This is a genomic window from Spirulina sp. LEGE 11439 (assembly GCF_059821285.1).
This window is the reverse complement of sequence record NZ_JCAMRX010000050.1, coordinates 33,090-47,069: the sequence shown is the minus strand read 5'-3', so window position 1 is coordinate 47,069 and position 13,980 is coordinate 33,090. Positions and strand designations below refer to the sequence as shown.

The following is a 13,980-nucleotide window of genomic DNA, read 5'->3' as shown; positions in this document are numbered from 1 at the left end:
ATTGGTACACTCATTGCTGCTACTGTACCTCATGAATTAGGGAATTGCTATATAAATCTTTTTGGACGCTCAAACCAAACTTTCCCTCTGTTGCATTCAACCATAAGCGATCGATTTCTTTCAGAGTACGACAAGGAAATTTATTCAAATCAGTTTCTAGCAAAAAACCATATTTTTCTCGTTGCGCAATCGCGATCGCTAATCTTGCCGTTTCTCCATCGGCTTCTTGCCAATCTCCTGCTGTCAATAACGCCTCTAAACGAGTGTAATCGATCGAGATTTCCGGTTCTGAATTTGATTGTTTTGGTTCGGAAGATTGAGGCATTAAATCTTGAGAAATTCGAGTGATTTGTTGAGTTAGTTCGACCCTTTCTTGCGAGGCTTGTCGTAAATCTGCTTGAATATCTTGTAGTGTCACTTCTAATTGAGAATAAGATTGTAACTGCATCCACATTCGCTTGGCCCAAGCGATGCGATCGCGCTCTTCCGGCTTCAATGCTTCGAGGTGCAGTGATGAATTTTCACTTAAACACCAATCACAGGTTGTACAATAGCGAGCTTCGCCTTCAATATATTCAGCTTGACAAATCGGACATTGAGACAAAATTACCACCTTTGATAGAAGTATTTTCAGTTATCCTAACAAACTTAAGAAAAGATGCGATCGGTATTGAGAATTGATATAAAATGCCCTTAGACGTTAATATTTCCGATCGCGCTATTCCTGCAAATTATAGAATCGGCGATCGCAACATTCGATTTTAAAATACATCTACCCAGTTCAAACGCAATCTATTTATGAGTTACAAATTCACAGAAGAATTACCCGATCTTTTAGAAGCAGTACGAGAAAAAATCGAATCAACCCTTCAGCCATATCTTGCCATTGAACCCGAACTCGTTTCGGAAACAACTTGGACGCAAAGCAAATTTGGTGGATTTCCTTATCTTCCTCAAAATATTGAATATCCGAAAACCCCCAATGGCGATTATCTTTTTTTACTCGCACAAATTAACTTCGCTGAAGCCCCACCCCTTGAAAATTTCCCCAAGCAAGGAATTTTACAATTTTATATTGCCAGCGACGATCTTTATGGGATGGATTTTGACAATATGAATCAACAAGTCGGATTTCGAGTTCTCTATTTTCCCGAAGTTAGCGATCGCGCGGAAAACCTGATAACTGACTTTAGTTTTTTACCTCAACCCGACGATTTGCCCTTAGAATATGGCATTAACTATCGTCTCGACTTTACCTTAAAAACTGCCCCAATGGGGGTTTTTGATTATCAATTCGATGCCACCTTTAAACCAGAATTTGCCGAGCGATCGGAAGCAGAATACTGGGATTTTGTCGAAGAGTATGAAGAATTTTTTGAAGTTGGCAGTCATCAAGTCGGAGGTTATCCCTATTTTACCCAATCCGATCCCCGTGAAAATCTCGAAAGCGAAAAAGCCTATCGCCTGCTCTTGCAAATTGACTCGACAGATGACGATAAACTGATGTGGGGAGATGCAGGAATTGGTAACTTTTTCATTAAACTTTCCGCACTGAAAAATTTAGATTTTACAGATATCCTTTACAACTGGGATTGTGACTGATCGATTCCCTTTTTACTGCTCGTACCAGATCGATCGCCAAGCAATTTCCGCTTCTGCGATCGCCTTCTGCCGTTTTGATTGTTCATAGTATTTATAAAGTTTTTTGACTTTTCCACCTAGCTCGCGAATGCGATTGCGCTCTACAGATAAAGACGGTTCGGCAAATTCAATTTCACCCAAGCGCAAACGCACTGCCGTAACTTGCATCACCGTAGAATCTTTCGATGATTTTTTGTTTTCTGCTTCGATTAACAAATTGAGTGTATTTGGAGAATTCCCCACGGCTGCCCCCGAGCCTTCTGCTTCAATTGCAGCTTCTAGAACTTGTGAAGGAAATTGAGAAGAAAGAATTCCAGATGATTGTAATAATTGATTGGCTTGATTGGAAAGATCGTGTAAAATATCTGCCAATACTTTTTCAACTCGTTTCAAGAAATTAACAAGATGAATGGGATGATTGAGATCTTGTATTTGGTTTTCATTATCATTTTCTTCTTGTTCTTCAATTTCATCATCATTATTATCATCAATTTCATCATCATCACTTTCAATCTCTAGAATTTCATCATCATCATTATCATCATCATCAAAAATATTGAGAGTTTTATTATTGATTTGTTCTCTCTCATCTTTGCTATTTTTCTTGATTTGTTCTCTTTCTCCTTCTCCTTCTTCTTTTACACTTTGAAATAATCGTTCGCGTAACATTTTTAACTGTTCTTCTGTAATCGGTAATTTTTTGAGAATTGTTTCTCGAATATCTTTCGATGGAGAAGGCAATTTTACTGTTTCGGCACGTTCGAGAGCCGAATTTAATTCCTTAACTCCTTCATTGCAAATTTCACGTATTTTTTCTTGTAATTCTTGGCGTTCCCGCACGCTTAACTTTAAAAATAAATCTGGATAAGTTTGGGTGCAAATTTGATAAGTAACCATTGATAAGTGTTTTTTGAGGGAATGCCCTAAAAGTTCCAAATAATGAACATAGCGATCGCGGAGTTCTTTGTTAACCTCCTCAGCTTGTTCGGAGAGCATGTTCAGTTCTTGTTCGATTTTTTGTAATGATTTAGCCATTTCCGTGAACAGTGAACAGTTATCAGTAAACAGTAGGTAGCAAAGGCAGTTTGGGGAAATACGAGAAAAAGGCAAAAAGCAGAAGAATCAATCTTTGCTTTTGCCTCTTAAGAATTAATTTAAACTCGCAAGTTAACCGATTTATTTTTGACCGGTTTGAGCAGCGACTTCTTCAGCAAAGTTGCTCTCTTCTTTTTCAATCCCTTCCCCGAGAACAAAACGACTAAAGCGACGGATTTGGATATTTTCACCCAATTGCGCGATCGTTTGCTTCACTAACTCTTCAACTGTGATACTTTGATCCTTAATATATGGTTGATCGAGCAAAGTGATTTCTTTTAAGCGCTTGCTAATTCGTCCCTCAACAATTTTTTCGCGGATATTTTCGGGCTTATTCGCTAAGTCCTCTCGACCCATTTCAATCGCTTTTTCTTTAGCAATGAAATTTTGGTCAACGTCATCGATTTTAACGCATTCAACATTCGGACAAGCAGCAACCTGCATGGCAATATTGCGGACTAATTCTTGAAATTCTTCTCGACGCGCCACGAAGTCTGTTTCGCAGTTGACTTCCACTAAAACGCCAACGCGACCGCCAGTATGAATATAGCTGCCCACTAATCCTTCTGCCGTAACTCGTCCCGATTTTTTCCCAGCAGAAATCATCCCTTTCTTCCGCAACCATTCTGCGGCTTTTTCCGGATCGCCCTCACTTTCAATGAGTGCTTGTTTGCACTTCATCATGCCCGCGCCAGTTTTTTCGCGTAGTTCCTTAATCAGTTTGGGAGATATCTTCGCTTTCTGGTCGGATGACTCTGATTTTGCAGGAGTTTTGGCATCCTCAACAGGAGGAGAAATCTCGGCCGCTATGGGAGCAGGTTTTTCTTCAATAGCAGGAGGAGTTTCTGCTTCTACTGGAGAGGGAGTTTCTTCTGGAGTAGGAGCGGGAGAAGCTGCCTTGGGAGCGCTTCCTGTTTTCTTGGCAGGTTTCTTTTTCTTGTTTCTGGCCATGACTCTAATGCAATAGAAATATTCTTTAGATCGGTGTGACAGGTCTGAGAAATGAGAGGGAGGAGTGCGATCGCGCGATCGCTTCCTCTTTTCTCTAACTCTTATTCTTCACTATCATCGCTGCTCTCGTCTCCTTCAGTGGATTCCTCTGCGGTGACTTCTTCTTCTTCCTCATCCTCAAAGTCTTCCTCTTCGGTCTCATCGAGAACTTCCTCGAATTCTTCGTAGTCTTCCTCGCTTTCTAGCTGACCGTGACGACCTTCATAAATCGCATCGGCCAAGCGACCGATAATTAACTTGATTGAGCGAATTGCGTCATCATTCGCCGGAACGGGAATATCCACCACATCGGGATCGCAATTGGTATCCAACAAAGAAACGATCGGCAGTCCTAATTTTTGACATTCGAGAATCGCATTGTATTCTCGACGTTGATCCACAATAACGACGATATCGGGAGCGCGGCGCATATTTTTAATGCCACCGAGATACTTTTGTAATTTATTCAGTTCCCGGCGCAATACTGCCGCTTCCTTTTTGGGACGCTTAGCAATCCCCCCGCTCTCTTCTAAGCGTTCTAACTCTTTGAGGCGTTCAATGCGATGTTTGATCGTTTCCCAGTTCGTCAGCATTCCCCCCAACCAACGCTGATTTACGTAATAAGCACCGCAACGACTGGCTTCTTGGGCGACAATTCCTGCTGCTTGGCGTTTCGTCCCGACAAACAGGAAACGCTTGCCCTGTTCGGAGGCATTCCGCATATAATCATAGGCATCTTCCATCAATTGAGCGGTTTGCACCAGATCGATGATGTGAACGCCATTGCGAGCGGTATAGATATAGGTATCCATTTTCGGATTCCAACGGCGGGTTTGGTGGCCGAAGTGAACCCCGGACTCTAGCAAATCTGATAGAGAAACAACGGGCATCTTTCTTTTTCTCCTGTATTCGGGTTTATCCTCCACCGGGGGAGTTTCTCTAGGGAAACACCCGAAATTCCCGGTGTGCGATTTTTTGACAACTTTTCTAGGATAACACGAATCGGTCTCAATTAATTGGTTACTGTTTGACACTCATTGCGATTGCGTCCAATTCTTACAGAACCGAGCAAAGTTTCGATTTCGATACAACGTAATGTTGACTCTATTGGATCGTTATTATTTGCATTTTTAATGCCTACACGAATCATTAAATTAGTCTCTGGAGTATTGGCAACCCCAGCAATTTCTTGGAGTTCTCCCGTGTGATCGAAAGTAATTCCCCACAATTGCGGATCGCTATCAGTTACCGTTTTAAAGCTATTGACAGAACCAGTAACTGTTTTATTATAATTTTCTAAATTAGTTTGCAAAACAATTTGATTAGGCTTAACATCAATTTTGTCTCCTAAATCTCCTATTTTCCAAACTGTTTCCATGATATCTCTTTCTTTTTGTGTAACCAGATTATTTGGATCTAAATCAGCCGAATGAATGGCAACTTGAGGAATATTATTCTGACTTCTAAAACTAACGCTATAAGCACGTTTTTCTTTTCTGGCTTTATTTTTCGCTTCATTTACTGCTTGCAATATAGTATCATTTGCGCCATTAACACGACGACTATTGACAAATCCAAGCCAACTGGGAGCTGCGATCGCAGCCAAAACACCAATAATGACAATAACTACAATTAATTCAATCAAGGTAAAGCCTGAATCGGTCGAAAGGGTTATTTTAGGGGATAATTTACTTCTAGATTGACTGAACCAACTTTTAAAAATTAGGGAATTCATTGTTATTTCTCCCGATCGCTTGAGGATCTAAAATTTAATTTACTGAACTAATCTTCCAATTGACTGAACTTCCGTTTCAGTACTGGGGAAATAACCAGCGCGACGACGATTATCTGTATAGCGAGGAGTTCTACTTTCAGGGCGAATGCGAGCCAAAGCATTACCTCGTAAATAGATAATGGCGGCAGTATCTTGAACATTGACACAAACATAGAAACTATTGGGAAAATCAGGGGGTGTCGTCTGAGGACTGGGTGTTGCATCCCAAATCTTAGCACCAGTTACATCGGTATCGTCGGGACAGCTTTGTTTTATGGGGGGTGAAGAAGTCGCATTATTATTTTCATCAACAGTATTATTTTCAGGTGTTTGATCGACATAATCAAGCAAGACTTGCATATCATTGGAGTTATAATTCCCCGTACCTTTAACCCAGCGATTCATCTTTCCTTCTAAATCAGACCCCCCTAGATCTAGATCGAACATATTAAATCCATTGCTTACAGGTTCTGGCACCTGAGTTGCTCCACTGCTATCGACATATTGGACGCGATCGTGAATTTCAAATCTTGCAATTCTGGCAGTGTTCGACCAAGCATTCCCCGTATCGGGTGCCGCATTGGGATCTTCACGAATGAGATAATAGGTAACGAGAGAAAAGACAAAAGTATCGTCACAACCATCTGGATTAGCCGTGCAGTCTGTGGTAGTTCCTTGAGGGAGAATATCTGTAAAAGATTTGCGTTTCCAGAAGGATAAAATAGGCTGGCAAAGATTTTCGTTCTCGCAACCTTTAAATGAACCGCCTACGCCACCCATTGGCGGAATTTGGTCTCGGATGCCAGAATCGCTAGATGTTGTAATAGTATCGCTATGATTGTCTTCGAGCGCTTCTCCATCGTAAATATAAACTGCTTGTTTTAAATCTCGGGCAATATAATCGATCGCAAGTTGCAATTCTTCTTCTGAAGTGGCTTTGGCTTGTTCTTGGCGATCGGTTTGCAATAAATTGACCGCCAGTCCCAAGAGTGGGCTAATGACAAGAACGGCAATAATCATCGCCACCAGAAGCTCGATAAGCGTATAACCTTGAATTGCTAGTTTTTTTCTTCTACTCGCCAGTCGAGTCAGAAGGAAGAATTTTAAACGACTGAGATGCCCTGATTTTTGAATGTTTTTCTTAAACATGATTTTCTATCAGAAAAAGTGAGTTGCTATCTACAAATTTTTAATGCGTTAATGTTTGTCTATTGATATTGATTTTGTAAGTCTTGATAAGTGGTTCCCGACCCGATAATTTCTGTGATGGTAATGAGAATTGGAGCCTTGCGATCGCCTAACCCCCCTGCAAACGTTTTAGCTTTTTCGTCTGTTTTCAGAGCAGTTCCGTCGCCAAAACCATCAGCGCGGTAAACGCGAATTCCCAAAAGATAGCCCCGCGTTGCATCGGTAGTTGTCGTGGTGTACTGAAGTCCGGAAGCCTGAACGAGAAAATCTCTCAAGCTATCAGTCGTACAAGCGTTATCATTATCGCCATCCACGCAATACACGACGTATTGAGGAGCAGCTTTCGGGGCTGAACAATAGCCGCTTCTCGTGTCGTTATAATCGATCGCCGCACCATTTTCAGTTCTCACAGTTCGGGCTAAACAAGTGAGAGTGTTGGGGTCTGGTGGACCGACTCTTTTTAAGGTGTCGATGTGCAGATTTTTTTTTGTATCAGTGGTACTAGCAATAGGCGGAGGCGCAATGCTTCCAGCGCGAACCCCATCAAGGTAAGTTCGAGCGGCTTGGGTCGCCCAATCTACTCGCCGTGCTTGTATCCGCGTCGCCGCAGAGAGTGCAATCACCGGGCCGATCGCGACAATCAATATCCCGACAACGATGACCGCGAGGAGGGATTCGATAATGGTGAAGCCGGCTTCACCATTCGAAGGAGAAATGAGAGGGCGTTTGGATTTCATGGTTCTTGAGGAAGGATAGCAGCAACTTAAGGATCTTCGAGGCAAACCGTATTATCCGGTCGATAGCCCGCATCAACTGCGCGACGACCGCCGATGAGTTGGCCGAAAGTGGCCTGCGACTGCGTATTACTAAAACCCGCACAGAGGAGCGCTTGCACCCAATCGTCATCGCGGCTGACTTCGCGATAGTATTCGTTCGGATCGTCTGTGGGAGGCAAGGTAAAACGTTGGGAGAACAGGTCTGGCAACTGAGACAGAATGCCCACATCAAAACCCCAACGACGACCCGGCGCATAGTAACTATTATTGGCAAAGTCGTTCAAACTGTAGATTTGACCAGCCCCGAAGAGACTCCCTAAATTGTTAGCGTTGGTGTTACCAACAGATAATAACTGCCAATAGGGACCAGTTCCATAAGCACTGCGTTTGAGTTGAATAAAAGAACCCTGAATGGTTAAGCTAAGGGGACCATCTAAGTTCGCACCACTATTCCAAAATTCCATCAAGTGCGGGAAGTTGAGGAGAGAACCATTAAACTCAGTAACCTGCGGGGTTATATTACGAACGCGGGAAGGGTTATCTCCTGTTGCGAGGGTGAGATTAAAAGTTCTGTTATCTTGGTTGCCATCTGCCGTTGCTCGCTGAATCCAGTTAGAACGCTGAAACCCATTTTGGGTGTTGGTGCGATTGCTCGTTGCTGGATCTCGATTGTTATTTTGAGGCAGTTGAATTTGTAAAACGGGAATGAGGATGGGTTGGTGAGAGGTTGTTACGGCGTTGAATGTCAACGATGCTCCCGCCGTATTAAAAGTTGCTAAAGCCTGACCTGCTTGAGTTCCTCCTGTCCCATTAAAGCCAAGGAAGCGACCGCCATCAATTGTTGTATCCGTTGGCGTACTCAGCGTAGCAGCAGTGGCTCGAATCACTCCAGTTGTATCGAACATAATCGGATTAGTGCCAATGTTGCGACCGAGGAAATTTCCTGCTAGAGAATTGTTGCCTGCAAACACAATTCCTCCTTGTCCGACAACCCAGAAAACATGGTTGGGGTTGACTCCTTTGAGAACCATCTTGACATTCTCAAAAAGAACGGGGTTAGCGGTATTCAATCGGAAGACAAACATAGTCTCGGCATTGCCTTCGAGAGTTAAATTGACAGAACCCCCATTACTACCGAGATAGTTAAAGCTGACAGGCGTTGGCGCACTTGCCCCATCGCCAACATCGATAGGAGTCACATTAGATAACTCATAGGCATAGACATTAACAACCCGTCCGGGATCGCCATCTGTTACAGTCTCATCCGTAAAAGTTTTATGCGGTCGAGTCGCATCGCCTAAAGCGAGTGCCGAACCCGTTGTTCCGTCAGCATTCAGGGTATCGGATATGACATACACGCCTGTATCGAGGAAGCGATCGACTGCGGTATCAACATTGCAGCCACCTCCGCTAAGGGTTGTTGGATTCAGACTTTGCGCTAGATTATTAGCATTTTGTCCGCCATTCGTCCCATTAATGCAAACAGAGCGATCGGCAGAGCCATTAGGATTTGTATCAATGAGGGTATCGAGGGTTCCGTTCAGATAGTTAGCCCGATAGGCTGAATGATTGAGATTGTTAGCAATATCTCCTTGGTCGATGCCTGTGTCATTGATGAAGAAATCAATATCCGGAAGTACCCAATCGTCGCGCTCGTCTAAATACTGAGTCAAATAAGGTTCTGTTGGATCGTTGTACGAGACATAAGACAAGGCTACGCCGGAATTGTTATATGCACGCAAATTGAAATCCCAAGGAGCGTTGCGATCGCTCGTTCCTCGAAACCAAAGGATATTGTCTCTGTTCTCCCTGATAGGACGGCCTAACTGAGTGCCTGTTGTAGAACTGTAAGGAAAAGCATCTGCATTATCTTGGTTGTTAATTCCCAATGGCGTTGGACGCGGTTGACTTACCAGAGAATCGAGGACCAAGTTTCCATGATTGCGTAGGAAAGCAACTCGTCGCGGATAATGTTGATCGATCGCTTGTAGAGGAGAAAGGAGAGTCGTTCCCGCGATTATATCATTGTGATTGACGAGGGCTCCATTTTGGATAATCCGCCAAAGGTGTTCTGAATTGAGTTCTGTTTCTAGCAGATAATTATCATTGGCTAAATTGCCATCTCCATCAGCATCAATGCCATCGACATCAAAACCAAGAGTTGCCTCATTCACGGTTTCCGAGAAAACATCATTGCTATTAGCATCATAGCCAATGACCCAATCTCCGGGCTGACAATTGGAAACCGGTAACTTTCGACAAACTTCCATCACGTATTCATCACTACCCCCTGAATTTCTTCGACGTTGAACGGGGGTTACGCCATTGTTGAAATAGGAACTGCCCAGAGCATCTTCACCAAAGTTTCTGTAGTTGTCGTTGTCATAACTGAGGGTGCCACCATTAAAGCCAAAAGCTGTCGTACTGTTATTACTCGATAGTCCGTTGGTCACAAAAGAATTATCAAAAAAACCATTATCACGACGAGCCTTGTCAATATCGCTGCGAGATTTAATGGGGATATTAAAATTAGCAGGCTGAGGATTTAAGGTCGTTGTAGCAGTAAGGTTTCGGAACAAATTATCCGTTTGATTGTTTCGCAGGTCAAAATCCCCCTCATTGCGAAATCCAAAGCGGAAATTATTAGTCAGTAGCCCCAGAGTATCCGAGAGAATCGTGGCCTGTCGCCATTGGTCTCCCGTCCGACAGCTTGTAGAAGGAAGGCGAGTATCTCCTGTGCGGCAAGCAAAATCATCATTGAGGCCATTGCTGGCAGAAGAGCGATCGTAAAAATCTCCCCAATCGGGTAGATCCAACATATCATCAAATTCTTCGTTACTGCCATTAGCCCCCGGTGTATGCAGGTTAAACCCTCGCTGACCAAGTTCGTTGGGTCCGGCTTTGATGTACACCGGTTCATTGGAAACCAAGATCATTCCTTTTTCTTCTTCTTCAAAGGCATTATTGGGGGGATTGCCGCGACCGAGGGAACTGCCGTTAATTAACAGGATGCCATTAGCGCGGCGGGTGGGGTCGAGCCAGAAGTCTGTAGCACTGACCCGCTCGAATTTATCGAGTTCTTGCTGATAGAGGGCAGTATCGCCGCTAGCGCTACCATCCCCATTAAAGGCGGGATTCGCTGGGCGATCGCTAGCATCGGGCAATCCGTCATCTCGCGTAGCATAAATCACGCCGCTATCGGGAAAGAGCCATTCAGTTTGCGGTCCATCAGCATAAGTATTGGTCACTATTTGTTGCCGCAAGACATTCAAATCGATCGCCGTGGCGCGAATTTCTAAGGGTTGACGCAGTTCGATCGCTAAATCATATTGAGAAATACATTCTCCTGTAGCACAGTTAGATGCAGTAGGAGTTGTCAAATCTGGCTTATCTAACGAGCGACCAAATTGGATGGGTTGGTTATCGTAATCATTATCGAAATTGGTGCAAGTCCCTGACGAAGTAAAACCGCAAGTATCGGCATCGCCTTCGATCGCTTTAATTTCCCGAGGATCGAGGAAAGTGACTTCCTGAATGGTGCCGTGGGGGAGGTTGTACCCGCTTGGCGTGGTTGTGGGAGTGCCAATCGCACTAAACCCTGACACGTCAATACTGCTATCTTCGTTGAAAATTTGTAAGGCACAAAGCGCAGAATCAAGAGCGCCGCGATCGGATAGAGACAGACTGCTAATGCCCCCCGCTAAATTAACTAAGGCGCGAGCAAGTTGAGGATTGACCAAGCGCCCATTGGGATAAACTAATTCCGCTTGATAGCGAAGAAAAGGATCGTTTGCTAATCCAGCAGGATCTCGGGGAGGAGGGTAGGTAATCCCGTTATTTGAATCGCGCGGATCGTAGGAGACTCCTTGTGGATTGGGGCGAGTTGTCTCGATATGGGTGGGATTCGCAGGAAAACCACCGATCGCAGCAGTTTGCCAAGCTAGATCGCCACTGCTGTTAAGGTTTCGGGCTGTGCTTAGAGGTCCAAAAGTGGGGAGTCCACCGCGATTTCTGGCAGTATTGCTATCAGTGGGGTCATAAAAACTACTAACGCAAGCAATAGGAGCAGCCGGGGAATTATTGTCGTCGTAAGTATAGTGATAAACCGCCGATGCTCGCATTCTTAAGAAAGGTCGAGGATTACCATTTTCATCATCGAGAATATCGGGGTTGCTATTGCTATTACTATCTTCTCCCAACCAAGGTGCAATATTCAGATAGGAATTTATATCACCTGTCCCTAAATCATTGGCTAAATAAGGAATTACGGTCATAGTATCCGGCCAGACCACTCGAGAAATAGTGTCATCATTCGGATTGTTGAGGTTGTTTAAATTTGCAACTCTCCCTCTATCGACTTCTAAGGGTAAATAAATCCCTGCTCCTGTTACAATCCGCAATCCTCCATAACCTTCTAAGCGATTCTGAGGGAGTTGTGCCGCCGCCCCTTCCCAGAAGCCATCCCGACTGATATCCCCGAGGTCATCTAAGGTATCGGTGCGGGCGAGACGATACCGCGCTCCACCGTCATTCCATGTTTCGCCATTAATAAATTGTTTGCTTTCATCCGTGGCAAAATCATTGGTCGTCGGGTCGAACCATTTTTCTGGAAGATTATTCCCCACCAAAACGCGATCGCCGATATTTGCTTCCGAAGCACTAGATCCCTCGGGATCGTTGGCTGTCAATCTGTTAGTTCGTAAGGTTAGATTCGGAATCAAACTCGCAGTACCGTTATTGGGATTAACGGGATAGTGCCAATTATCAATCGGGCGCAGGCGATCGGTATTCCGGTCGAGGAGAACATTGGTTAAACCTCCCGTTCCCGACTCCCCAAAAGGGACTTCTGCAAAGGGAACGCGGCGAGTTCTGGCGCGAAACCATTTTTGAAAAGCCTCTTCTCGGGTGCTGCCTTTACTGATATCCTCTTGTACTGTTTTCGGCTCGCTTCCTGTTCCTATAGTTAGTGCTTCTCTCACTAATAAGGCAATGCGTTCCTCGTAGGCTTGGCTATTGTAACCCACTACATTAGGATCTTGATTAACAGATTCCTCTCCACCATCGTTAATTATTGAACTGACAGGATCTAATCCCTCTTGATAGCGATCGAGGGTAACAGCCCGCTCATAATTTGTCGTACCGTCGCTACCAATACGACCGCTAACAACATTCCCTCCGACAAAAACCTTGCCGTTTTCTGCTTCATAAAAACAGGATTCATCGCTACTGACTTGATAAAAATGTTCTGTACCGCCTCCCGATCCTAAAACTAAATTACTGTTGGCAATAATCCGCCCATTGAGGCGAAAAGCTGTACCACCAGTAGAAATATCCAAGTCATCTTCATAAACGATCGCATTATTACCAAGAGGAATGCGAGTGCGATCTTGTTGATATTCAATGGCGCTAAATCCTCGGTTTCCCGTATAAGTTTCGTATAAATTGTCTGCTGCATAGTCTCCAGTAGTCGGTAGAATATTCGCCGGAAATGCTCCTGTATTTGGGACTGGTGTAATCGGAACTGTTGCTGTGTAAACATAAAAGGCTTTTTTTAATGTCCCGCTCACTTTATACCAACCTTCTGTTCCTGTTAAACTGGCGCTAGTTCCCACTGCCTGGGCGCAAACATTACTTGTGGCACTATCGTCTTGGGGTGGGGTTCTGGCTTCGAGAGGCGATCTCGCTCGTTCGTTCGTTCCACTCGGAGGGGAACGAAAATAAATACCGTAAAGAGTAAAACTATCAAACAGCCCATTATTATCTGTATCTACGGGAAAGCGCCATGCCGTCGTCATAACTTCGTTATTTTGGATGGGGTTAACTCCAACACCACCATAAACTGATGTCGTGTCCACAGAATCATTATCGTCGATATCAACCGCCACGCGCAGGCGCACCTCGTCCCCTAAATCGTAATCCGTGTTATCAAAAGCGTTGAGAATTGCCGTATCCGTCGGTGTCCCTTGAGGCAGAGTCGGGTCGGAGAATAGTGCGTCAATTTTCTTTTTTGCCCGCTCGATCGCCGGGAGTGCGGCATTGAGCGTCACTTGATTTACTCGCACATTACTAGCATTTTTCGCCCGGTCGAAGGAACGGAAAACGATCGTCGTCGTCAAGAGCGTTACCACCAAAATTACCATCACCACCGTGGGTAAAATAAAACCCCCTTGAGACGGTTGACGGCGAGAGGAGTGGAAAAACCGTCGAGTCAGCCAACGGGATAGTTTTAGCGGTAGTAACAGCAGTTCTCGCCAGAGAATTTGAAAACTTTTAACGAGTCGTTTGAGAATTGACATGGCGACTTTTAAGACAAAATGGGCTGAGAAGACAAACAAACGAATCCCGTTAGGGATGAGGCGATGCACTACCCGATAACCCGCTAAATTCAAGGGGTTCGGTCGCCTGAAGCAAGGATATCCGACTGCGATATCAAAAATTTTAATAGTCCCTAGTTCTTAGACTGTGCGATCGCTCAATGTCTCTGTCAACCGCAGAAGCTCGCAATTTTAACTGAGA

Annotated in this window: 9 protein-coding genes; 1 reads left to right on the top strand and 8 read right to left on the bottom strand. The window is 44.3% G+C overall.

The window, feature by feature from the left end; genetic code table 11:
• Positions 1-19 precede the first annotated feature (19 nt).
• Positions 20-604: a GUN4 domain-containing protein gene (locus AC6RV6_RS24175; protein WP_500243445.1), complete on the bottom strand. Its 585-nt coding sequence runs from the start codon at positions 602-604 to the stop codon at positions 20-22.
• A gap of 194 nt (positions 605-798) precedes the next feature.
• On the opposite strand from AC6RV6_RS24175, the gene AC6RV6_RS24170 reads away from it, so the two are divergent.
• On the top strand, positions 799-1,602 hold the full coding sequence (locus AC6RV6_RS24170) for a YwqG family protein (protein WP_500243444.1): 804 nt from the start codon (positions 799-801) through the stop codon (positions 1,600-1,602).
• A gap of 12 nt (positions 1,603-1,614) precedes the next feature.
• On the opposite strand, the gene AC6RV6_RS24165 is transcribed toward AC6RV6_RS24170, so the two are convergent.
• The 7 genes from AC6RV6_RS24165 to hpsA all read right to left on the bottom strand — a co-directional run bounded on the left by AC6RV6_RS24165 (position 1,615) and on the right by hpsA (position 13,853).
• The gene (locus AC6RV6_RS24165; RefSeq protein WP_500243443.1) at positions 1,615-2,676 is read right to left on the bottom strand and encodes a hypothetical protein; all 1,062 of its coding nucleotides are present in this window, start codon (positions 2,674-2,676) and stop codon (positions 1,615-1,617) included.
• A 141-nt stretch (positions 2,677-2,817) separates the two neighbouring features.
• The gene (tsf, locus tag AC6RV6_RS24160) at positions 2,818-3,534 is read right to left on the bottom strand and encodes a translation elongation factor Ts (RefSeq protein ID WP_500243446.1); all 717 of its coding nucleotides are present in this window, start codon (positions 3,532-3,534) and stop codon (positions 2,818-2,820) included.
• Between the two features lie 254 nt (positions 3,535-3,788).
• A complete protein-coding gene (rpsB, locus tag AC6RV6_RS24155) occupies positions 3,789-4,616 on the bottom strand; it encodes a 30S ribosomal protein S2 (protein ID WP_500243442.1) in 828 nt (275 codons plus the stop codon).
• 122 nt (positions 4,617-4,738) lie between these two features.
• The gene (locus tag AC6RV6_RS24150) at positions 4,739-5,461 is read right to left on the bottom strand and encodes a prepilin-type N-terminal cleavage/methylation domain-containing protein (RefSeq protein WP_500243441.1); all 723 of its coding nucleotides are present in this window, start codon (positions 5,459-5,461) and stop codon (positions 4,739-4,741) included.
• Between the two features lie 39 nt (positions 5,462-5,500).
• Positions 5,501-6,649: a hormogonium polysaccharide secretion pseudopilin HpsC gene (hpsC, locus tag AC6RV6_RS24145; protein ID WP_500243440.1), complete on the bottom strand. Its 1,149-nt coding sequence runs from the start codon at positions 6,647-6,649 to the stop codon at positions 5,501-5,503.
• A 59-nt stretch (positions 6,650-6,708) separates the two neighbouring features.
• Complete coding sequence (gene hpsB / locus AC6RV6_RS24140) at positions 6,709-7,425, bottom strand: hormogonium polysaccharide secretion pseudopilin HpsB (protein WP_500243439.1); 717 nt, start codon at positions 7,423-7,425, stop codon at positions 6,709-6,711.
• A 26-nt stretch (positions 7,426-7,451) separates the two neighbouring features.
• Positions 7,452-13,853, bottom strand: coding sequence for a hormogonium polysaccharide biosynthesis protein HpsA (gene hpsA, locus AC6RV6_RS24135; RefSeq protein ID WP_500243438.1), 6,402 nt, complete (start codon positions 13,851-13,853; stop codon positions 7,452-7,454).
• Between the last annotated feature and the right edge of the window lie 127 nt (positions 13,854-13,980).

Excerpts from the sequence above, each read along its gene's own strand:
- AC6RV6_RS24165 (WP_500243443.1), bottom strand. The coding sequence starts at position 2,676 with ATGGCTAAATCATTACAAAAAATCGAACAAGAACTGAACATGCTCTCC.
- hpsC (WP_500243440.1), bottom strand. The coding sequence starts at position 6,649 with ATGTTTAAGAAAAACATTCAAAAATCAGGGCATCTCAGTCGTTTAAAA.
- rpsB (WP_500243442.1), bottom strand. The coding sequence starts at position 4,616 with ATGCCCGTTGTTTCTCTATCAGATTTGCTAGAGTCCGGGGTTCACTTC.
- AC6RV6_RS24150 (WP_500243441.1), bottom strand. The coding sequence starts at position 5,461 with ATGAATTCCCTAATTTTTAAAAGTTGGTTCAGTCAATCTAGAAGTAAA.
- AC6RV6_RS24170 (WP_500243444.1), top strand. The coding sequence starts at position 799 with ATGAGTTACAAATTCACAGAAGAATTACCCGATCTTTTAGAAGCAGTA.
- hpsB (WP_500243439.1), bottom strand. The coding sequence starts at position 7,425 with ATGAAATCCAAACGCCCTCTCATTTCTCCTTCGAATGGTGAAGCCGGC.